The sequence below is a fragment of the Staphylococcus sp. FSL W8-0304 genome (assembly GCF_038006565.1).
Classification (GTDB): Bacteria; Bacillota; Bacilli; order Staphylococcales; family Staphylococcaceae; genus Staphylococcus; species Staphylococcus epidermidis.
On the sequence record NZ_JBBOVL010000001.1, the window covers coordinates 1,842,820 to 1,865,234 of the forward strand.

Annotated in this window: 22 protein-coding genes, 2 tRNA genes and 1 pseudogene; 8 read left to right on the forward strand and 17 right to left on the reverse strand. The window is 32.0% G+C overall.

The annotated features are described in order from the left end of the window. Positions 1–175: 175 nt before the first annotated feature. On the forward strand, positions 176–4,183 hold the full coding sequence (locus NST35_RS08640) for an N-acetylmuramoyl-L-alanine amidase (protein WP_002458052.1): 4,008 nt from the start codon (positions 176–178) through the stop codon (positions 4,181–4,183). Between the two features lie 238 nt (positions 4,184–4,421). Here the strand turns inward: NST35_RS08640 and NST35_RS08645 are convergent, their stop codons facing one another. Further along, entirely contained in the window at positions 4,422–4,841 is a 420-nt protein-coding gene (locus NST35_RS08645) for a MarR family transcriptional regulator (protein WP_001831691.1), read from the reverse strand. 153 nt (positions 4,842–4,994) lie between these two features. Between NST35_RS08645 and NST35_RS08650 the strand changes: the two genes are divergently transcribed. Both NST35_RS08650 and NST35_RS08655 read left to right on the forward strand, forming a co-directional pair. After that, the gene (locus NST35_RS08650) at positions 4,995–6,002 is read left to right on the forward strand and encodes an acyltransferase family protein (RefSeq protein WP_002446136.1); all 1,008 of its coding nucleotides are present in this window, start codon (positions 4,995–4,997) and stop codon (positions 6,000–6,002) included. Positions 6,003–6,144: 142 nt separating this feature from the next. Beyond that, positions 6,145–7,329, forward strand: a complete 1,185-nt coding sequence (locus tag NST35_RS08655) for an aminotransferase class I/II-fold pyridoxal phosphate-dependent enzyme (RefSeq protein ID WP_002458051.1) — start codon at positions 6,145–6,147, stop codon at positions 7,327–7,329. Positions 7,330–7,676: 347 nt separating this feature from the next. Here NST35_RS08655 and tnpA read toward each other — a convergent pair whose 3' ends face one another. The 6 genes from tnpA to NST35_RS08685 all read right to left on the reverse strand — a co-directional run bounded on the left by tnpA (position 7,677) and on the right by NST35_RS08685 (position 13,034). Further along, on the reverse strand, positions 7,677–8,159 hold the full coding sequence (gene tnpA, locus NST35_RS08660; protein WP_002458050.1) for an IS200/IS605-like element ISSep3 family transposase: 483 nt from the start codon (positions 8,157–8,159) through the stop codon (positions 7,677–7,679). Continuing rightward, the gene (locus NST35_RS08665; protein WP_002458049.1) at positions 8,149–8,274 is read right to left on the reverse strand and encodes a hypothetical protein; all 126 of its coding nucleotides are present in this window, start codon (positions 8,272–8,274) and stop codon (positions 8,149–8,151) included. Before NST35_RS08665 ends, tnpA begins: the two co-directional genes overlap by 11 nt. A gap of 137 nt (positions 8,275–8,411) precedes the next feature. After that, entirely contained in the window at positions 8,412–9,230 is an 819-nt protein-coding gene (gene menB, locus NST35_RS08670; protein ID WP_001831706.1) for a 1,4-dihydroxy-2-naphthoyl-CoA synthase, read from the reverse strand. Continuing rightward, positions 9,223–10,026, reverse strand: coding sequence for a 2-succinyl-6-hydroxy-2,4-cyclohexadiene-1-carboxylate synthase (gene menH, locus NST35_RS08675; RefSeq protein WP_002458048.1), 804 nt, complete (start codon positions 10,024–10,026; stop codon positions 9,223–9,225). The genes menB and menH overlap by 8 nt, the downstream gene beginning before the upstream one ends. Beyond that, positions 10,013–11,686 (reverse strand): 2-succinyl-5-enolpyruvyl-6-hydroxy-3-cyclohexene-1-carboxylic-acid synthase, encoded by a 1,674-nt coding sequence (gene menD, locus NST35_RS08680; RefSeq protein WP_002458047.1) that lies wholly within the window; start codon positions 11,684–11,686, stop codon positions 10,013–10,015. The genes menH and menD overlap by 14 nt, the downstream gene beginning before the upstream one ends. After that, positions 11,673–13,034 carry an isochorismate synthase gene (locus NST35_RS08685; protein ID WP_002458046.1) on the reverse strand — a complete coding sequence of 454 codons (1,362 nt, stop codon included), beginning with the start codon at positions 13,032–13,034 and terminating at the stop codon, positions 11,673–11,675. The genes menD and NST35_RS08685 overlap by 14 nt, the downstream gene beginning before the upstream one ends. Positions 13,035–13,212: 178 nt before the next feature. On the opposite strand from NST35_RS08685, the gene NST35_RS08690 reads away from it, so the two are divergent. Beyond that, on the forward strand, positions 13,213–14,151 hold the full coding sequence (locus tag NST35_RS08690) for a 1,4-dihydroxy-2-naphthoate polyprenyltransferase (protein WP_002446131.1): 939 nt from the start codon (positions 13,213–13,215) through the stop codon (positions 14,149–14,151). Between the two features lie 353 nt (positions 14,152–14,504). On the opposite strand, the gene NST35_RS08695 is transcribed toward NST35_RS08690, so the two are convergent. Further along, a complete protein-coding gene (locus tag NST35_RS08695) occupies positions 14,505–15,062 on the reverse strand; it encodes a GNAT family N-acetyltransferase (RefSeq protein ID WP_002458045.1) in 558 nt (185 codons plus the stop codon). Between the two features lie 230 nt (positions 15,063–15,292). On the opposite strand from NST35_RS08695, the gene NST35_RS08700 reads away from it, so the two are divergent. From NST35_RS08700 to NST35_RS08705, 3 genes are all read left to right on the forward strand, one after another. Then, on the forward strand, positions 15,293–15,508 hold the full coding sequence (locus tag NST35_RS08700; RefSeq protein WP_001831694.1) for a TM2 domain-containing protein: 216 nt from the start codon (positions 15,293–15,295) through the stop codon (positions 15,506–15,508). Between the two features lie 102 nt (positions 15,509–15,610). Further along, positions 15,611–15,727, forward strand: coding sequence for an SAR1012 family small protein (locus NST35_RS12525; RefSeq protein WP_350481929.1), 117 nt, complete (start codon positions 15,611–15,613; stop codon positions 15,725–15,727). Positions 15,728–16,158: 431 nt separating this feature from the next. After that, complete coding sequence (locus NST35_RS08705; protein WP_002446129.1) at positions 16,159–16,317, forward strand: replication/maintenance protein RepL; 159 nt, start codon at positions 16,159–16,161, stop codon at positions 16,315–16,317. Between the two features lie 69 nt (positions 16,318–16,386). Here the strand turns inward: NST35_RS08705 and NST35_RS08710 are convergent, their stop codons facing one another. The 8 genes and pseudogenes from NST35_RS08710 to NST35_RS08745 form a co-directional block, all read right to left on the reverse strand. Beyond that, positions 16,387–17,004, reverse strand: coding sequence for a LysE/ArgO family amino acid transporter (locus NST35_RS08710; protein ID WP_151368292.1), 618 nt, complete (start codon positions 17,002–17,004; stop codon positions 16,387–16,389). Between the two features lie 3 nt (positions 17,005–17,007). After that, positions 17,008–17,955 carry a fatty acid desaturase family protein gene (locus NST35_RS08715; RefSeq protein ID WP_002458043.1) on the reverse strand — a complete coding sequence of 316 codons (948 nt, stop codon included), beginning with the start codon at positions 17,953–17,955 and terminating at the stop codon, positions 17,008–17,010. 224 nt (positions 17,956–18,179) lie between these two features. After that, positions 18,180–18,401: a hypothetical protein gene (locus NST35_RS08720; RefSeq protein ID WP_002446125.1), complete on the reverse strand. Its 222-nt coding sequence runs from the start codon at positions 18,399–18,401 to the stop codon at positions 18,180–18,182. Between the two features lie 20 nt (positions 18,402–18,421). Continuing rightward, positions 18,422–18,538, reverse strand: coding sequence for a hypothetical protein (locus NST35_RS08725; RefSeq protein WP_002458042.1), 117 nt, complete (start codon positions 18,536–18,538; stop codon positions 18,422–18,424). 81 nt (positions 18,539–18,619) lie between these two features. After that, positions 18,620–19,077, reverse strand: a pseudogene (mobV, locus tag NST35_RS08730) (MobV family relaxase). 721 nt (positions 19,078–19,798) lie between these two features. Continuing rightward, positions 19,799–19,887: transfer RNA gene (locus NST35_RS08735), tRNA-Ser, on the reverse strand. A gap of 3 nt (positions 19,888–19,890) precedes the next feature. After that, positions 19,891–19,965 (reverse strand) — tRNA-Asn (locus NST35_RS08740). A gap of 181 nt (positions 19,966–20,146) precedes the next feature. Continuing rightward, positions 20,147–20,722, reverse strand: a complete 576-nt coding sequence (locus NST35_RS08745) for a competence protein ComK (protein ID WP_001829272.1) — start codon at positions 20,720–20,722, stop codon at positions 20,147–20,149. Between the two features lie 214 nt (positions 20,723–20,936). Here NST35_RS08745 and NST35_RS08750 point away from each other — a divergent pair, with 214 nt between their 5' ends. Continuing rightward, complete coding sequence (locus NST35_RS08750; protein ID WP_001829292.1) at positions 20,937–21,155, forward strand: IDEAL domain-containing protein; 219 nt, start codon at positions 20,937–20,939, stop codon at positions 21,153–21,155. A 77-nt stretch (positions 21,156–21,232) separates the two neighbouring features. Here NST35_RS08750 and NST35_RS08755 read toward each other — a convergent pair whose 3' ends face one another. Beyond that, complete coding sequence (locus NST35_RS08755) at positions 21,233–22,219, reverse strand: lipoate--protein ligase (protein WP_002458040.1); 987 nt, start codon at positions 22,217–22,219, stop codon at positions 21,233–21,235. Positions 22,220–22,415: the final 196 nt, after the last annotated feature.

The following is a 22,415-nucleotide window of genomic DNA, read 5'->3' on the forward strand; positions in this document are numbered from 1 at the left end:
ACAAGCTTATAATAAACGTAAATAGTGATTTGGCAATGTTCACAGCATAAAAAACAATATTTCTGTTTGAGGCACAGGTTAAAATTACATTACAAATATGTTAAAAGCCATACAGTGTTAAGCCTTAAAGATTATAATTGAAACAAATCATATTAATGCGAGGAGTAAGAAATAAATGGCGAAGAAATTCAATTACAAATTACCGTCTATGGTTGCTTTAACGTTATTTGGCACAGCTTTTACTGCACATCAAGCAAATGCTGCTGAACAACCACAGGATCAGTCTAATCATAAAAATGTATTAGATGATCAAACTGCCCTAAAACAAGCAGAAAAAGCTAAAAGCGAAGTTACACAATCAACTACAAATGTATCTGGTACACAAACATATCAAGACCCTACCCAAGTTCAACCTGAACAAGATACACAAAGTACTACATATGATGCATCATTAGATGAAATGAGTACTTATAATGAAATTTCATCAAATCAAAATCAACAATCTTCATCAATAAATGATGCGAATCAAAATCAAACGAATTCTTCTACAAAAAATCAACAAGAAGAAACAAATGATTTGACACAAGAAGATAAAACATCCACTGATACGAATCAATTACAGGAGACACAATCTGTAGCAGATGAAAATGAGAAAGATTTAGAAGCTAACGCGGGTACTGAACAACAAGACAAGAAGATGACAGCAAGTCAACCTTCCGAAAATGAAGCAATTGAAACTCAAACTGCTTCTAATGATAATGAAAGCCAACAAAAAAGTCAGCAAGTAACTTCTGAACAAAATGAAACTGTTACACCTAAAGTATCAAATACAAACGCATCTGGTTATAATTTTGATTACGATGATGAAGACGATGATAGCTCAACAGACCATTTAGAGCCTGTATCATTAAATAATGTGAATGCTACATCTAAACAAACTACTTCATATAAATATAAAGAGCCATCTCAACGTGTAACAACTAATACTGCAACAAAAGAAACGGCATCTAATCAAGCGACTGTAGATACAAAGCAATTCACCCCATTTAGTGCAACTGCTCAACCGAGAACAGTTTATTCTGTATCTAGTCAAAAAACATCATCATTACCGAAATACACACCAAAGGTTAATTCTTCAATAAATAACTATATTCGTAAAAAGAATATGAAAGCACCAAGAATTGAAGAAGATTATACGTCATATTTCCCTAAATATGGCTATAGAAACGGCGTAGGACGTCCTGAAGGTATCGTTGTTCATGATACTGCAAATGATAACTCAACAATCGATGGCGAGATTGCCTTCATGAAACGTAATTACAACAGTGCATTCGTACACGCATTTGTTGATGGCAATAGAATTATAGAAACAGCTCCGACAGACTATTTATCTTGGGGTGCAGGTCCTTACGGAAATCAACGTTTTATCAATGTTGAAATCGTCCATACACATGATTATGATTCATTTGCACGTTCAATGAACAACTACGCTGATTATGCTGCAACACAATTGCAATATTATAATTTAAAACCTGATAGCGCTGAAAACGATGGAAGAGGAACAGTTTGGACACATGCTGCTATCTCTAACTTCTTAGGAGGTACTGACCACGCTGACCCTCACCAATATTTAAGAAGCCACAATTATAGCTATGCAGAATTATATGACTTAATTTATGAAAAATATTTAATTAAAACGGGTCAAGTAGCACCTTGGGGCACAACATCTACAAAACCGTCACAACCTTCTAAACCATCAGGAGGAACTAATAATAAGTTAACTGTATCTGCTAATCGTGGTGTTGCTCAAATTAAACCAACAAATAATGGCTTATATACAACTGTTTATGACAGTAAAGGTCATAAGACTGATCAAGTACAAAAAACACTATCCGTTACTAAAACTGCAACATTAGGAAATAACAAATTCTATTTAGTTGAAGACTACAATAGCGGAAAAAAATACGGTTGGGTTAAACAAGGTGATGTTGTTTATAACACTGCTAAGGCACCAGTAAAAGTGAATCAAACATATAATGTTAAAGCAGGGTCAACACTTTACACAGTTCCTTGGGGTACACCAAAACAAGTTGCTAGCAAAGTATCTGGTACTGGAAATCAAACTTTTAAAGCAACTAAACTGCAACAAATTGATAAAGCGACGTATCTTTATGGTACAGTGAATGGTAAATCTGGTTGGATTAGTAAATACTACTTAACTTCAGCATCTAAACCTAGCAATCCAACTAAACCTTCAACAAATAACCAATTAACAGTGACTAACAATAGTGGTGTTGCTCAAATCAATGCAAAAAATAGTGGCTTATACACTACAGTTTATGACACTAAAGGAAAGACAACAGATCAAATCCAACGTACATTGTCAGTAACAAAAGCTGCCACACTTGGTGATAAAAAATTCTATCTTGTTGGTGATTATAATACTGGTACAAATTATGGTTGGGTAAAACAAGATGAGGTCATTTACAATACAGCTAAATCACCTGTGAAAATCAATCAAACATACAACGTTAAACCTGGTGTTAAATTCCACACAGTACCTTGGGGCACATATAATCAAGTGGCTGGAACAGTTTCAGGTAAAGGCGATCAAACTTTTAAAGCAACTAAACAACAACAAATTGATAAAGCAACATATCTTTATGGTACAGTGAACGGTAAATCTGGTTGGATTAGTAAATACTATTTAACTACACCATCAAAAGTTCAAACTTTGTCTACTCAATCAACACCAGCACCTAAACAAGTACAATCATCTACACAAACTGTAAATCAAATTGCTCAAGTGAAAGCTAATAATTCTGGAATAAGAGCATCCGTATATGATAAAACAGCCAAAAGTGGTACGAAATACGCAAACCGTACATTCCTTATCAATAAACAACGTACTGAAGGTAATAACACGTATGTACTACTTCAAGATGGAACAAGTAATACGCCATTAGGATGGGTAAACATTAATGATGTGACAACTCAAAATATTGGAAAACAAACTCAGTCTATAGGTAAATATTCAGTAAAACCTACAAATAATGGTCTATATTCTATTGCTTGGGGTACTAAAAACCAACAATTACTAGCACCTAATACGCTAGCCAATCAAGCATTTAATGCTTCCAAAGCCGTTTACGTTGGCAAAGATTTATATCTTTACGGAACAGTCAATAACAGAACAGGATGGATTGCTGCTAAGGATTTAATCCAAAACAGTACTGACGCTCAGGCAACACCATATAACTATACTTTTGTTATCAATAATAGTAAAAGTTATTTCTATATGGATCCAACAAAAGCAAACCGATATTCTTTAAAACCATATTATGAGCAAACTTTCACAGTCATTAAGCAAAAAAATATTAATGGCGTAAAATGGTACTATGGACAACTTTTAGACGGTAAATATGTTTGGATAAAATCAACTGACTTAGTTAAAGAAAAAATTAAATATGCATATACTGGAATGACTTTAAATAACGCGATAAATATCCAATCTCGTCTTAAATATAAACCACAAGTACAAAATGAGGCTTGGAAATGGTCAAATGCCAATTATAGTCAAATTAAAAATGCTATGGATACAAAGCGTTTAGCTAATGATTCATCCTTAAAATATCAATTCTTACGTTTAGATCAACCACAATACTTGTCAGCACAAGCTCTCAATAAATTATTAAAAGGCAAAGGTGTACTTGAAAACCAAGGTGCTGCATTTAGCCAAGCAGCACGTAAGTATGGTCTAAATGAAATTTATCTTATCTCACATGCTTTAGTAGAAACAGGTAATGGAACTTCACAACTTGCTAAAGGCGGAGATGTTTCAAAAGGTAAATTCACAACTAAAACAGGTCACAAATACCATAATGTCTTTGGAATTGGTGCATTCGACAAAAATGCACTTGTAGATGGTATTAAATACGCTAAAAATGCTGGATGGACTTCTGTCTCTAAAGCAATCATTGGTGGCGCTAAATTCATTGGAAATTCATACGTGAAAGCAGGACAAAATACGCTATATAAAATGCGTTGGAATCCTGCAAGCCCCGGTACGCATCAATATGCAACTGATATTAATTGGGCAAATGTCAACGCACAAGTATTAAAACAATTTTATGATAAAATTGGTGAAGTCGGTAAGTACTTCGAAATTCCAACATACAAATAAATATGAAGTAAGGCAGCTCTCATAGTTAATGAAAGTAGAGCTGCCTACTTTTTTGATGATTATTTATCATGTCACTGCTTCGAATATGACAGATGCTAAATATTAAACTTTTTCAAATAAAAAAAGCTAAGCACACTTATATGTAATTTAATATTACAATTCAGTTGCTTAGCTTTATATGTTTATATATAATTGAATGTATTTTACACTTAACATCATAATTAAAAACCGATATATATCAGATGAAAATGTGTCTACTATTAAGTTTGTTTAATAATTGATTTAAACTTGCAATTTCGTCTGAAGATAAACATTGACATCTCGCTTCAATTAACTCGCATCTCGCCGTGTTGATTTGCTGAATTAAAGCCCTTGCTTCTTCAGTTAATATCAGTTCTTTACATCGTAAATCTTCATGAGATTGTTGACTCATGATATAACCTTTTTGGACTAACTTTTTAATCCATCTTGATACAATTGATTGTTCCCTACTAATCTTCATAGTTAAATCGTATTGAGATAAACGATCATAATTATATAAAATACGTAGTAACTCTAATTGTTCAGAAGTAATGTCAGTTCGTTGACCAAAGCGTCTATTAACTAAATTCAAATCATTATTTGTTAGTGTGATAAGTTTTTCAAGTTGTTTATACATGTTGTTCTACTCCACTATATTAAGTTAATAATATTATATGCCTTATTTATAAATTATACAATACAAATATACACATTACACAAATTCGTTGCATCATTACCTATTTTTATACTACATTAGAGTATGTCTAAATTGTAAAAAAGGAGAGCGTTTATGACAGCCATCAAAGATAGGGATTATTTTTTCGATAATGCTCGAGCAATATTGATATTTCTAGTCGTATTAGGACATTTATTACAACCTTATACATCTGAAGATAAATTTTTACAAGCTTTATATTTATTAATATATAGCTTTCATATGCCTACCTTTCTATTTATCTCAGGCTACTTTGCTAAGAATTTAGATAAACCTAACTATTTAGAAAAAATTGCAAAAAAATTACTTCTTCCTTATGTAATATTTTTTGCGTTTTTCTCACTTTATTACTATTTCACTGGTAAAGAAGATGCAATTCAATTAGATCCATTTAATCCAGTTTTTGCATTATGGTTTTTACTCACCCTTTTTTTCTTTCACGTTGTTTTAGTTATAGTGAGAAGGTATAATCCGTATATTGTACTATTCATATCCGTACTTGTTTCTGTATTAGCTGGTTTCTCTGGCAATATCGACAGTTATATGAGTATATCAAGAACCATTGTGTTCTTCCCTATCTTCTTTATAGGACATTTGGTTACACAATCACATACCGAAAAACTTAGAAATAAAAAATGGATTCCCATTTCTATTATCATTTTGATTACCTTCTTTATAGGATATACAATCCATCCTATTAATGGAGATTGGTTATTAGGAAGTACACCTTATACTTCTTTAGAAAGTAACGGAGAGGATGTTTATAGTCCTCTTAAACGCTTATTACTCTATGTCATTATACTTTTAACTATGTGTGCATTTCTAAATCTAATGCCACAAACTAAGCGTATTTATACCTATATAGGACAGCGCACAATGTTTGTTTATTTATTACACGGTATCGTTATAGGAGTCATTCGCGGGTTTGGTCTATATCCATTTAAGGATCAGATTTCTATCTTTACCTATCTTTATTTATTTATCAGTGCGAGTGTGATTGTATTAATATTATCTTCAAAATGGGTTTGCAAATGGACGAATCCGTTCATTAATTTAAAAAGGCCTTCTCAATTTAAAAATTAAAATTTCATAAAACAATTCAGTAAATCACCAAAATGTAGAGATTAAAATATGTTATGATAGTAATAATTTGAAAGAATTATGAGACTATTTAAACAATTTAAATACTACATTTTGGTATTTTTATATAGAGAGGTTTTAGCAAATGAAATTATCATTAAATTCAAGTTCAAAATTTTTAAGAGCCCCTAGTATTCGTCAATTTTCTAATAGAATTAAAGCGATTGACGATTGTGTTAATTTAACAATTGGACAACCCGATTTTCCTATGCCAGATGTGGTCAAAAATGCTTATATCAAAGCAATCAAAAACGATAAAACAAGTTATTCTCATAACAAAGGTTTATTTGAAACACGACAAGCTATTAGCCAATATTTTAAACGAAAATATGATTTCTTTTATAGTGAGGAAGAAATCATCGTTACTAATGGTGCGAGTGAAGCATTAGATACATCGTTAAGAAGCATTATTGAACCTGGCGATGATATCCTTATTCCAGGACCGATATACGCTGGTTATATCCCATTAGTTGAAACTCTAGGTGGAAATCCAGTATATATAGATACTACACAATCAGATTTTAAAGTAACACCTGAACTGATTGAGTCGCATCTAACGCATAAAACTAAAGCGATACTTCTAAATTACCCTACCAACCCAACAGGCGTAATACTCGAACGCTCTGAGGTCAAAAATATAGTAGACACACTTGTAAACAAACAAATTTTTATAATCAGTGATGAGATTTATGCTGAAAATACGTTTAAAGGACAACATACATCTTTTGCTGAATTTCCAGAAATTCGTGATCAATTATTACTGATAGGTGGTTTGAGTAAGTCCCATTCTGCAACAGGTATTCGAATCGGCTTTTTACTTGGTCCTGAATATTTAATTGAAAAATTAACCTTTATGCACGCTTACAATTGTATTTGTGCAAATGTACCAGCTCAAATTGCTTGTACTACCGCTTTAAATGAAGGGATAAATGCCCCCCTATACATGAATCGTGATTATATCGAACGTCGTAATTACCTGAAAGAAAAATTAGAATCATTAGGCTTCGAATTAACTGCTCAACCTGAAGGTGCATTTTACATCTTCCCTAGCATTAAAAGATTCACGGAAAATGATTTTGAATTTTGTGTTGATGTGTTGGAGAAAGCACACTTAGCTATGGTTCCTGGTTCCTCCTTCACCGATATTGGCAAAGGGTATATTCGAATTTCATATGCTTATGATATGGAAACATTAAAAAAAGGAATGCATCGATTAGAAAATTATTTACGGCAACATTATCCAGATCAAATGACCACTCCAACTAAATAAATAGTCTGGAAAACGTTTATTTCTGAAGTGAAATTTATGAGTGTAACAAGCCCACATAACAATAGGTTTAAATGTGTCAAGTGTGTGCGCTAATCTGAGATTTACACTTGCAAATCGAGAGCATTCACTTTAAATAGTACATTTTCATTTTTACCATTGGTGATTACTTATATCTACCAATGTTGCTAACAGTTACTTATACTTATTAATTCCAATGAAATAATCAAAACCACCCGTATGAACGGGTGGTTTGTTCTACGGCTATAAGCCTTTCTTACTGGCCAGCCCTAAAAGGGCACTGATAGGTCAGCCAACTGCACTACTTTCCCAGCACCCCTAAAGAGGTACTATTTTTTTCGTCTTTTTTTAATTTCTTCTCCTGTAAAGGGATCTAGGTATTCTTCCATTGAAATTTGATCTGCAACGATATCTTCTTGTAATTGATTACGAATGTAATTTTCAATTACCTTTTTATTTCTACCTACTGTATCTACATAAAATCCTTTACACCAAAACTTTCTATTTCCATATCTATATTTTAAATTAGCATGTCTATCAAAAATCATTAAACTACTTTTACCTTTTAAATATCCAACAAATGATGATACTCCTAATTTAGGTGGAATACTAACTAACATATGAATATGATCTTTACATGCTTCTGCTTCTATAATTTCTACGCCTTTTCTTTCACATAGTTGACGTAAAATAACTCCAATATCTCTTTTGATTTTTCCATATATCACTTGTCTTCTATATTTTGGTGCAAAGACTATGTGATACTTACAATTCCATTTTGTATGTGCTAAACTATTTGTGTCAGATGACATTAAAAAGCATCTCCTCGTGTTGAATATTTTGGTTGGCTGACCAATATATTCTAGCATGATGAGATGTTTTTTTAGATAACGGTAAAACCTTTTCTGAACCATACGCATAGCGCATGGTTTTCTTTATACAATAAAATCGTCTAAGACACAATTCGTATCTTAGGCGATTTTAAATAATTGCTATTCATTAACTAGATTGGAATTGTAATTATAATATGCATTTTCAAAACCAGTCTATTATTCAACTATTGCTTATGGGAATTTAGGGAATTGGTCAAAATCAGGATTACGTTTTTCTTTAAACGCATCACGTCCTTCTTTCGCTTCATCAGTAGTATAGTAAAGTAAAGTCGCATCTCCAGCCATTTGTTGTAAACCAGCTAAACCATCAGTATCAGCATTCATTGCTGCTTTTAAGAAACGTAAAGCAGTTGGTGAATGTTGCATGATGTCTTTACACCATTTAACTGTTTCGTCTTCAACTTGTTCTAATGGAACTACAGTATTCACTAATCCCATATCCAAAGCTTCCTGTGCATTGTATTGACGGCATAAGTACCAGATTTCTCTTGCTTTTTTATGGCCAACTATACGAGCTAGGTAGCCAGAACCGTACCCAGCATCAAATGAGCCTACTTTTGGTCCAGTTTGCCCAAAAATAGCATTGTCTGCAGCGATTGTTAAATCACAAACAACATTAAGTACATTTCCTCCACCAATTGCATAGCCTCTAACCATTGCTATTACTGGTTTAGGAATCACACGAATTAAACGTTGTAAATCTAATACATTTAAACGAGGAATATCATCTTCACCTACGTAACCACCGTGTCCACGTTTTTTTTGATCTCCACCTGAACAAAATGCTTTGTCCCCTTCACCAGTTAATACAATTACTGATACATTTTGGTCATCACGCGCACGTGAAAATGCATCAATCATTTCAGCAACTGTTTTAGGAGTAAATGCATTTCTTACTTCTGGACGATTAATCGTTACTTTGGCAATCCCTTCGAAAAATTCATATTTAATTTCATCATATTCTCTAAGTGTTTCCCACTGTCTAGTCATTTTGCTCCTCCTTTAAAAAACCTAATATTATTGTATCAAATTCCGTGCTATCTTCCACATGAATTGTATGTCCGACATTAGAAATTTGAACTTTATGACTATCTTGTAAGTGATTCTCTAATTGTTGTCCTATTTGAACAAACTTTTTATCTTTTTCTCCTACTATAATTAAAGTAGGAATGCGTATCGATGATAGATGTGGCCATAAATTAGGCATATGACCTGTACCATAATCACGAAGTGCTTTGGCCAATCTATGAGCATCTTGATTCATGCGATTATTGCGAATACTTTGGCGTATCTCAGGAGCTAGATTATACTGCGAACGAAAAAGTGGCAACTTTTCCCAATCATTCACAAAAATATCTAAACCAGCAATTTCAAGTACTTTCGCACGTGCAGCATCCACTTGGGCACGTTCCACTTTATCCGTCTCATCTTGAATACCTGCTGAAGTACTCTCTAAGAGCAACCCTGATAGCGTTTCATTACCATGTATGGCATAATAAAGCGCTACCCGGCCACCCATAGAGTAACCTAGAAGAAACACATCATATGTTTGATATTGTATTAAAACCTCATCAAGTTGACGTGTAATAAACGGGAAATCCCACACATCATCCATACTTGAGGTATCTAAGCCATGGCCAGGTAAGTCAATTGTTAGCACGTTCGTATGTTCTACGAGGCGTTCTATATGTGAATGATAAGTAGTAGCATCACTTATGAAACCATGCAACATCACCAATAGTTGCTTACTTTGGTTCTTAGATTCATAAAAATTATAATGTAACATTAACAATCTCACTCAATTTCTGATATAAATATTGATGTTGATGCAAATTTTCGTCTCTATTGGTCATAACTTCATACATGTGAGAACCCATTTTGGATAATTCAGCATATTTAAAGTCAGTCAAATTATCAAAACGCTTAAATGTAAAATCATATAAAAGTGCAGTATATTCAAAGTTTAAGCCTGTTGGTGTTCCAAATAATCGCTCAAAATATTTTGTAGCCGAACGTTTTTGAGGTAAATATGAAAAGATACCTCCCCCATCGTTGTTAACTAATACAATGTTAATATGAAGTTCATTTAATTTGGCCATTAATAAACCGTTCATGTCATGATAAAAAGATAAATCACCAATAAGCAAGGTCACATTCTTATGTGCCGCCATACCTAGCGCAGTTGAAACTACTCCGTCAATTCCATTGGCACCCCGATTAGCGTATACAGATGCCTCACTATCAAACAGTAAATTATCGACATCTCTAATTGGCATACTATTTCCGACAAATAATGTGTCTTCTTTTGTAAGTTTTTGAATTAAACTCCCCACATATGCCGCTTCATCTGTCGCATGCTTTAAGTAATCACTTATCTCAATGCGTGCTTGTTGTTCAAGCGATTGCCATTGTTGTAACCATTTTTTTCGTTCAACAAGCGGTTCTTCCATTAATGAACGGAAAAAATCATTTGCTGAAATCTCATAAGAAATATGAGGAGGTGTTGGAAATACATCAATTTGATCATTATTCTGCACAATAATTTGATACGCATCGGTTTTCTTCAACCATTGATTTAATTTTTTAGAAATAACTGGCTTACCTACACGTATGACATAATCTACTTCTAAATTTAAACCAGCTCGATACAATAAATCATAAGTGGTTATAACATTAGGATGTTTCTCCTTACGAAGCTGACTAAGGGGATCTGCTAAGATTGGCAGATCATATATAGTTGAATACGTTAATATTTGATCAATGGCTTGGTGTTGCATATCTCCGACAATGATAAGACCATTTTTTTCTTGTAATATGTCTTTTATATCATCTACCGAAATCGATTTCTGATAATGAGGTAACGTTTTAGTTACAGATGTTAATAAATCGACACGATCTAAATCTGGTGTTAGTGGTTCTCTAAATGGTAAATTAAAATGAATCGGTCCTCGGTGTGGTCCATATAAATATTGACTTGCAATTTGCATTTGATAATTAATTGTATCAATTGTATGTTCACTTCCATCAGCAATCGGCAAATCAAATTGAAAGTTCACATAATTACTAAACATATTTACCTGATTAATTGCTTGAGGTGCACCCACACTGCGCAGTTCATGCGGTCTGTCGCTCGTTAAAACAACGAGTGGCAAACGACTAATTTGACTTTCAGCTATAGCGGGCGTGTAGTTCGCAGCAGCTGTTCCAGATGTACAAAGAATTGCTACAGGTTTTTCGCTACCTTTAATAAGACCTAAAGCAAAAAATGCAGCACTTCGCTCATCAGGGTGAATCCACGTTTTAATACTTGGATGTGCTTCGAAAGCAAGTGCTAATGGTGTTGAACGTGAACCTGGACTAATTACTACTTCTCTTACACCATAAGCATAAAGCTCTGAAGCAAATGAAAATACTTGTTCAGTTAAAGCTTCACTATGATTCATCATTATTATCTACTCCTAAGGCGTTCATCATTGGTGAGAATTTAACTGCAGTTTCAGCAACTTCACTATCAGGATTCGAATTTTTAACAATGCCACATCCAGCGTATAAAGTTGCTTGTTGCTCTTTAATTAGCATAGAACGTATAGCAACAATGAATTCACAATCATCATAAACATCAATATAGCCCACCGGTGCGCCATATAAACCTCGAGTACCAAACTCTTTATTCTCAATAAAATCAAGTGCTTCTTCTTTAGGATAGCCACCTAGCGCAGGTGTAGGATGTAAACGATCGATTAAACCAATGTATGATTCGTCATTTAAATTAGCTTTGATTTCCGTATATAAATGATACATATGATCATTTTTTAAAATATTAGGTGTTTCATTGTACTCTACATCCTGTACAAAAGGCTCAATATCATTTAAGATACTCTCTACAACAAAACGATGTTCTCCTAAATTTTTCTTATCTTTAAGAAATGCTTCTATATTCTTATTATCTATTTGCTCATTATGTGTACGTTTAATGGTACCTGCTACAGCTTTTGTAGATAAAACACCATCTTCAACTTTGATTAATTGCTCAGGCGTTTGAGAAAAGAATATTGACTGATTAGCTTCTAATAAAAATATATAACTATTTTTTTCATTTTCAAGAGCTCGGTTTAAAACATATGGAATATTGATTTTTTTATCAAATTTAACTAAACGACGACGCGCGAGAACGATTTTTTTATTGTCGTCAATCGTATCAATCGCTTCTTTCACAAGCTCACGCCAATCATCCTTATAAATATCTTCCATACGCGTCACATCTCCAAGTGTTTCCTCTGGATTATCCATGGTTGTTTGTTCAAAATGTGCCACTAAAGTTTTAAATGCTTGTAAATCGAAATCTTGTCGCTCTGTAGTATAAGTTAGATAAGTACGCGTACCTTCATTAGAAATTAATACTTTAGGTAAAACAAAATGGTTTAAACCATATTCTCTCCATTCATCATCTGATTTGTGACTCGAAAATTGAAAACCGCCACACAATCTAAGATGATGATATCTATTATGTGGATGAACGAGTTCAATATTATTTTTTAATTTTTCCCAGTCCCTAAAAATGGATTGCTTATTCTCAAAGTCGTTTTTAAACCTATGAATAGCATGATATCCAAAATACGAAGAATAATTATCATTTAAGCGCATGTAAAAACGGTCCCCAGCATCTTTTTCAGTTAAATGAAACAACACACTAGGTTTCATAGTTTTATTTAATTCAACTTCAACTGAAACCCAATCTTTTGTACTTTCATATAACTTATCGAGGATTGCCTGTTCGTCTACATTCACATCCATTTTTTTCACTTCTTTCTCCTCCGAATTTTACTCATTATTACATTGTATCATTTTTAATCTTTTATGTAGTTATTAATGCTTAAACAAAACATGCAATTTTTCACGTTGATTGACCTTTACTGGTGTTTCATTTAAAATGTTGATGATAAAACTATATAAATAAGAGGTTGTGCATATCATGTCAGATCAATATCAACAATATTCCACTGTTAAGAAGTACTGGCAATTGATGAGACCTCATACTTTAACAGCCGCTGTTGTCCCTGTACTCGTTGGTACTGCAGCAGCTAAAATATATTTACTCGGTAGCGAAGACCATCTAAAATTTAGTCTTTTCTTAGCTATGTTAGTTGCATGTTTGTTAATTCAAGCTGCAACAAACATGTTTAATGAATACTATGACTTTAAAAAAGGTCTTGATGATCATACCTCTGTGGGTATTGGTGGTGCTATTGTACGTAATGGTATGAGTCCAAAACAAGTAATGAATTTAGCAATTGCTTTTTACATCATTGCAGCACTTTTAGGTATCTTTTTAGCAATACAAAGCTCATTCTGGATTATTCCAGTAGGCATTGTTTGTATGGCAATTGGCTATCTATATACCGGTGGCCCTATTCCAATTTCATGGACACCTTTTGGTGAACTATTTTCAGGATTATTTATGGGTATGATTATCATACTACTTTCATTTTTCATACAAACCGGTAATGTTCAAGGATATGCCGTTTGGTTAAGTATTCCAATAGTCATCACAATTGGTTTAATCAATATGGGTAACAATATTCGTGACCGTATTAAAGACAAGGCTAGCGGTAGAAAAACTTTGCCTATACTTTTAGGTAAACGTGCTTCAGTTATTTTTATGGCAATGATGTATGCCGTCGCATATATCATTGTCATCATTACAGCCTTTTTTAAACCTGCGGGATCATTATTTTACTTGTTAGTCTTATTATCATTCCCAATGCCTATAAAAGCGGTGAGACGTTTTAATAAAAATGATACGCCTGAAACAATGATGCCTGCGATGGCTGCGACAGGTAAAACGAATACATTCTTTGGTTTATTGTATGCATTAGGAATCTATATTAGTGCACTTTTAGGTGCAATCTAAACTTTCACACGAATGAGTCTGGGACATTAATCAATGCCCCAGGCTTTTTTATTGCAAACACAGACAACAATTTAATTTAAAAACACACTAAATATCAAGTTATTTCAGCATTGGTCTAAACCCAGAATTTCAAACAGAAATTCTACAGACAAGGCAAGTTGGGGTTCGGGGCCCCAACATAGAGAATTTCAAACAGAAATTCTACAGACAAGGCAAGTTGGGGTTCGGAGTAAGTTTAGACAACGCGCTTATAACTTATAACCCACTGAAACCATTTATAAAAATTCAATCTGTAAACAAAATTGATGGGTACTCATTTATATACACCACACACCTTTCATTATGATGTGATGTTACTTATTATTCAATGTCATATGAAAATATTGATGGCCATATAAATGAATTGTCGCATCCTCTTTGAACCCTAATTTGTGATATAGATGGCGTGCTTTATTATTATCATAATCACAATTCAATCCCCATTTTTCATGTGCATGAGTGGAAATTACATACTTTAAAAGTTGTGTTGCAATACCTTGTCCTCGATATTTTGGAGACGTTACTACTGTTTCTATATATATTTCATCATCATATGATTCTTTTTCAGGTAATGGTGTACCTAACTGAAGAATATCTTCTTCAAGTGGTAACTTAAGCCATTGTTGTTCATAATCCATTTCCTCTTTCCCAGGATATGCAATTACACATCCAGCAACAACCCCGTCTTTCTCATATACCCAAATATGCTCATAAAACGACCGATATCTTACATTCACAATACTTAATTCTATCGCTTCAATAATACGATCTTTAGTTATTTCCTTGGTAATATCTAATTCCATATCTCTCCAAATAAGATAACATAACTCTGCAATCTGTCGATTATCACTCGTTTTCGCTTTTCTAATCACTTTTGACTCCCCTTTTAGATATTGATAACTAAGTTTATACTCAATTTCTAAATAAAAAAATAAATACGACATGATGTTGACATCTTAAAATTAAACAATCACTATAAATTGAAACCTTCACTTTATATCATAACATCTTCTTTAATACTTTTACTTTGATAAACTAAATAATTATCTGTAAAAATAAAGATAAGACTAAAAACTAAATTAACCATACGGAGGCAGACATAATGAAAGTTAACAAAACAATTTATATTATAGTAGCATTGATTTTAGGTGGTCTGGGCGTGCATAAATTTTATGCCGACCAAGTTGGACAAGGTATTCTACATCTCGTCTTTTTCTGGACTGGCATTCCAAGTGTTGTCGCAATCATTCACGCTATCATTGTTATTTTTACTAAAAAAGCAGATGAATACGGCTACATAACTTTTGATAAAAAATAAGATCTAAAAATATTTCTTCATATTTTCCAAAAAACAAATTTTACTTTTAGCTCCTACAAAAACTGGGTATAAGATATCAAACAAAATATAAGGGGAGTTAACATGCAGAATATTGTTAAAAGAGTGATTAGAATTTTAGTTTCCGGTTATATTGTCAAAATGATACGAAACCTTATTTCCAAAAATTCTAACGATAGAAATAAAAACAGTCACAAATAGAAATATTAGAAACGGAATTGATTAGCAATTCCGTTTTTTTATATTGTCCGTTGCCAAAAATATTCTTTTTGTATTGTTATGCACATGCCAATTGCTCAACTTATCGAACTACATCTTTGGTACGTTTCTCTTATTTTCTTCATTCTTAATTTACTAAAATATTAAATATTGATTTAAACTTTTATTATTAACTTTAGTATTCAATATTAGTTTAGGATTATCAAAATTACTTTTTTGGGTCTAAACGACCGTCTATTTCCAAAAGAGATTTATAGTTATATAGTTTTGTGATTTTCTCAGTGTTTTCGACAGTACTAGATAGTTTTTAAAAAACTTACTCTCCCCATTTTTCTAGTTTATTTATTAAAACAGATTTTCTTTTACTCATAATACTTTCATCAAGATTTAAATCTTGATGAAAATATTGCAGTGTGGAGAAACTTTCAGTATTATCGTTAATACTTTTACGTGGTGATGATAATAAACATAGACATTTGCTTGTAGAATTTGAGGAGTTCGACAGAGCAAATGAAGAAAAACACGCAAAAGTTGAATATCATAGTTTTAAAAATAAAACAGATACATTATAACACGTAAAGCACTGCCCTATTTTGAACAGTGCTTTACGTGTTATGTACATCCATCAGTTTGCCTTAGCTCTAACTTAAAATTCCAACAATATTTTTTAATATAATTAATCCTACAATAATAACAATAACGCTTGAAACTTTATTTAAAATAACGATATACTTACCACTTTTATCAATTTTTCCTGTAATTCTTCCTAAAATAGCTAAAAAGACAAACCAAATCCAAGATACAGAAATTGTAGCCAATGAAAAAACGACTTTGTCATAACCATCATAAACTGAAGCACTCGTTCCAATGACACCAACAGTATCCATTATTGCATGAGGATTTAATAAAGAAACAGATAAAGCAAATAAAATCTGCTTTTTAGCTGACATAGGTTCTATTTCTTCGATATTTGAAGGCTTTTCTGTCCATAAAGACCATGCCATATACATCAAAAACAAAAACCCGATGATGTAAATAAAAAGTTGTAAAGTTGGCATAGATATAAGTATTAAAGATACTCCTAAAATAGCTATTACAATTAAAAAAGTATCACACAGTCCGGCTGTTATAATTACAGGTAATGCTTTACTAATTTTTTTTTGGTTAGCTCCTTGATTAAATACAAATACATTTTGAGCCCCTAAAGGTAAAATTAAACCTAAAGCTAATAATAGTCCATGTATCAAAGGTTGCAACATATTCTAACTCTCTTTCCTTTCATAGTTCGGTGTACAAATATCTTTAACTACACTATAAAAGCCAGGCAATGTTGTTTTAAAAAAGCCAGTACAATGATGAGCATTTCGATATGCTGTATCTTTCATCAAAATTTCATGTGCCTTTTTTAAATTATAGTGAGGTATAGCCGGGAATAAATGATGAACTAAATGATAATTATCATGATGTGGGTGAAAAATAAAAATAGTCCATGGCATACCAAAAGTATTCCTACTAGCAGTTAACTCACTTTTATTATTTAAACCTGAATGTTCTGCCATTTCTGCCCAATATCTTATAATCTGAAACGTTGTTAAAATTGGAATTAGCCAATACAATATAAGATACAGCCAAAAATTAAAAATAACTGATGAAGTAATAATAGCAATCCAGAAAATATTTTTAACCCAAATTTCAGATTTTGGAACCTCTTTAGTATATAGGTTAGCTGATACAGTACCGACTATGTATTTAGGTACATGAAATAACAAGAGAACTTTTACTATGTGATTCTTTACAAACATTTTTGTACTCTTCTGTGGCTTATCTAAACCAACCAATCTATATCTTTTAGTGTCAGGATCATTCTCTTCATCCCATAAATTTCTATGATGTTGAAAATGTGAATTACAATATGCTGTATAACTAGTAAATACTGAAAATGCAACGAATAAACAAGCTATCCATTTATTCCAAAACTTATTTGTAAATAAAGATCGATGACAAGCTTCATGCATTAAATTATCAAATGCTCTCATTCTACTACCAATTAATATAATAGCTACAAGATAGATCAAAATGTTATTAAAAGTTACAGAAATTAAAATACTACTAAAAATAACAAACCAATCAAATAATAACGCAATCACGTTATTATAATTGTTCTTTTTTATTAAAGGTTTTAACTCTTTCCTTATCTCTTTTGAAAACACTGCTTTTTATTTATCGTAATATTAACAAAATTCAGAATTTTAAACAACTATATGTGCATGTTATAAATGCATACCTCTATCCGTTTTTGATTCTTTTGTTCTTGTATTTGTTCTAGCTCTGAATAGAATTCTGGGTTCATTTGTTTATCTAAGTGTCCTGCTAACCCATTTAGTTTTGGTTCATCTTCTGTTAACTTATTAACTCTTTCCTCAAATGTGTTTCTTCATAAAACTCTTTCTAGCTCTTTTAGTAAGATTTTTAAAAGCTTTAACACTATTTCTACATTCTCTTTAAATGGCTTTGCCATTTCGTAAAGTCGGTTGAAATTATCGTCTATATTTTCAATACACTCAACTGCTTTATTTAATAAATCATCTTTCTCTCGTATTTCCTTCTCTTTATCTTCTAAGGCGCTTACAGATTTTATACATTCGTAATCTTCCATAATTCTTTGTGCTATTTTTATTACTCTTGAAACTGATTAAATTCATCTTTGTTTATAACAACATTCGCAGTCTCTTGTAATTCTTTATCAAACAAACCGCCTACTTTTTCTGTTTCAACCTCATATGGATCGTTCAAAGACTTTCTAAGCGTTTCTAGTGATTTTAAGTAGTCTTATTGTATCAATTCTTCGTTATTTTGTTTTATATGGGCTAAATTTTATCCCTCACGTTCATATTCTTTCTTATGATATTCTGTTTTTTGTTTATAACTATTAACTTGATTGTGTTGTCTATTTGTTAATTCTATTGAAGTTCCTCTTTCTAATTCATAACCACGTTCATTTACATACTCATTAAATTTATCTTGAAAGCTTGCTAATGCTTTTTTATTACCTACAACATCTTTAGCACTTAATCGTCCATCTTCTGTAATTGGTACAATTTCAAAGTGCACGTGAGGCGTTTGTCCATATGAAGCTTTGCGTATAACAAATTATCTTTCCCGTATTCTTGTTCTAAAAATTCTTTAGCCTGTTCAAAAAATTTTTTATTTGCTAGTGTCTGATTACTAAAAAATTTATTATCTGATGTAATCATACCGTCTATATGTTTTACTGCGTCTTTTCTAATTTTTCTTTTGCCTGTATAGTTCCGCTCAATTTTTTCATCAATCAAATCATTAAAATTTTGTTTTTAGTCATTTATCAAATCATAATTTAGATGTTTTTTGAATGGTCTATATCTTCATTTTCATAATTAAATTTTTCTACTTTGATAATCGAATAAGACATATTAAAATCGCTCCTATACATAAAGGTTTTACGTGTATTTTATAATTAAAAGTCTAACAGACAAGACTTATTTTCAATAAGTCATTAATACATGTGCTCTGCCGAGAGCAAAAAATATCGCTTATAATGGATTTAAACCATTATAAGCGTCATTACAGAAAAGACTAGGTCATGCAAATATTGAAATTACTTGGCGTGTTTATAGTCATTTATTAGAAGTATTAAAAGGTGAAGAAGTTGCAATGCCCGATAGTATAATATATTTTTAAGTGCTCAACGAACCAGACAACTTGTCTTTAATTTAATCAATATTGACTACGCATTAATCAAAATATTTAAAATAGACTTTTACAGATTTTCAACAAAATAAAAAAGAACGCTGATATATCAACGTTCTAGCGTAATTTAGTTAATCAGAATTAAACTGATTTTTATTAATGAACGGAAACGTAATTTAATATTGCGAGGGGCGTTTTTATCAATTTAACAATATAGAGGAACGTTTAGTTTAACTTACGAGGTTTAACGATAGATAACAAGATATAACAAAACCCCGTCAAATCAACGTTTTGTTTCACGAGATTTAACGAGGTATAAACAAATAACGGAAACGGAGGGATTCGAACCCTCGCGCCGCTCTCGCGACCTACACCCTTAGCAGGGGCGCCTCTTCAGCCAACTTGAGTACGTTTCCATATGGCTCCGCAGGTAGGATTCGAACCTACGACCGATCGGTTAACAGCCGATAGCTCTACCACTGAGCTACTGCGGATAAATAATAAGTAAACTATCTCTATCAAGCACAAGTATTATTATATCAATCTTGTTGAATTTTTCAAGAGTTATATTAAAAAAATATACGGAACATTTACACTTATTTAATATTAACGTCCCGCATATTTTAAATTGAAACACTGTCATCAATTTTTAAAATCAATAGTTTGGGAAAAAAGCTAATTTTCTTCAAAAAGAGAGTAGCGTGAAAGCGCCTCGAAAATATTTAAGGAGGACTGATTATAGTCAATAGGTTGTTCAGGGTTGTTAGATTTCATTCGTGATTGCTTATCTACCATGTAATAATAGATGATTGCATTGGTGTATTGATGCCACAAACTATGAAATGATACATTGAGTGTTAAAGAATCACCATTCGCAAAAATTATTTTACTCTTACGATTTTTAAGTTCTTTAACATTTTCAATATAATGCATATTAATCCATATATTTTCTTCTTGACGGTCCGAGTGAGTTGGAAAAAAGTAAGTAGGAAAAAGAGGTGTAAGTAAAATAGGTGGTTTACTAGAAATTCCAGTAATACGATTCGTTTCTGCTTTTTTACTAATATAATTATTGCCATAAAACTTACATGATCTTTCGATAATTCTCTGTACTTTAAATGGACTTTCTTTTCGGGTTTGATCAAATCTGATAATCTCAGTACCATTTGTCTGCTGATATTCATCATATTTAGGTCGTATTACCATATCACCTTTTCGTATAACATAAATCGTTTCGGGTAAATGTGTCATTAAAAAACCTCACTTTATTCAATTACTTAGATGGTTATTAAAACTAAAAAATAATAACCTAATAATATTTTATCCGAGCCCAAAATAAAGTCAAGTTCTACTTTTGTTTTCTTTTTACACATATTTCTTTTAAAATGTCAGAATATTCATTGATTTCAAAATTTAAAATCAGTATAATACTTATATATTAAATAATTGAAAGGTCGTGGTCTTTATGAATCACAATACTGAGGTCAAGTACACTACATTAGAAGATTTTGTAATGACAGTGAACGATTTAGGCGTTGAACTCGTCATTGAAGAAGCACTCAGAAATGCAAGAAAAGCTAAACTTAAACTCTTAATTGACGAAGCGCTCATCAATAAAAACGAGAACGATTTTATTCAATATACTAACGAATTTAAACAATTGGAGGCATTTTTAAGTGAATAAATTAGACTCGAGTCACTCATCATAAAAGGTCTATTCCCTACTTTAAAACAAGTTGAGAATAGACCTTTTTATCATACTTAGGACATCAATCTTATAATTTCATACTTATCTATATCCCCAAAGTAGTGATAGAAATCATAATTTTGAAGTGCCTCTTCGATATGTTCAAAATCATGTAAACAACCTATTAACGCATGTTCAAGTTCGGTTACATCACCTTCGCCGAAGAAATCTCCAAATAGTTTTGCCCGTTCAATTCTTCCTTTTTTTACATCTAATTTTATTTGAATAAAACCTTTCTCAAATTTCTCTTCACGCTCAATATTATATTTTGGATTGCTGCCATAATTCCATTCCCACGTACGATACTTCTCATTACTTAATTGCTTAATATTCTTCCAATCTTCTTCTGTTAGTACATATTCTTCAACTTCATTTTCACCAAAAATAGTTTTAAGAATAATTTGTTTGAATTCTTCTATATCTATTGGCTGTTCTAGAAATTCTTCAATATTGGCAACTCTTTTTCTAACAGATTTAACGCCTTTAGATTTAATTTTAGCTGGATTCACTTTTAATGCATTTTGAACTTCATTTAAATCACAATTTAGCATTAATGTACCGTGACTAAACATTCTATTTTTTACTTTAACCATAGCATTACCAGATATCTTAGCTTGCCCAACTTGTATATCATTCCGTCCAGTCATTTCAGCATTAACCCCCATTGATTGTAAGGCTTGTACAATGGGGATTGTAAACTTTTTAAAATTATGAAAGCTATGACCATCATCATCTGTGATAAAGCTAAAATTTAAGTTTCCAGTATCATGATAGACAGCCCCACCTCCAGAAATACGTCTTACTACATCAATTTGATGTTTATCAATATACGCTTGGTTAACTTCTTCAATTGTATTCTGATTCTTTCCAACAATAATTGAAGGTCTGTTAATATAAAATAAAAAATAACTTTCTTCAGAAGGTAAATTTTTAAGAACATACTCTTCCATTGCTAAATTGAGGGAAGGATCATTAATATTATTGTTGCTAATAAATTTCATAACATTCTCTCCTTAAATAAGTCTCTCTATATGCCCTTACCCTAGTTATGAATGATTTATAAGAAAAATGCCACTCTTTTACTCATTTATGAATGATATTTTATAATTTTCTTTTAGTTCACTTCTTTTTCATAGAAATTAGTTTATTTGTCAAGTAAATTTTAGTACAATATAATCTAGCTATGATTTAAGGGAG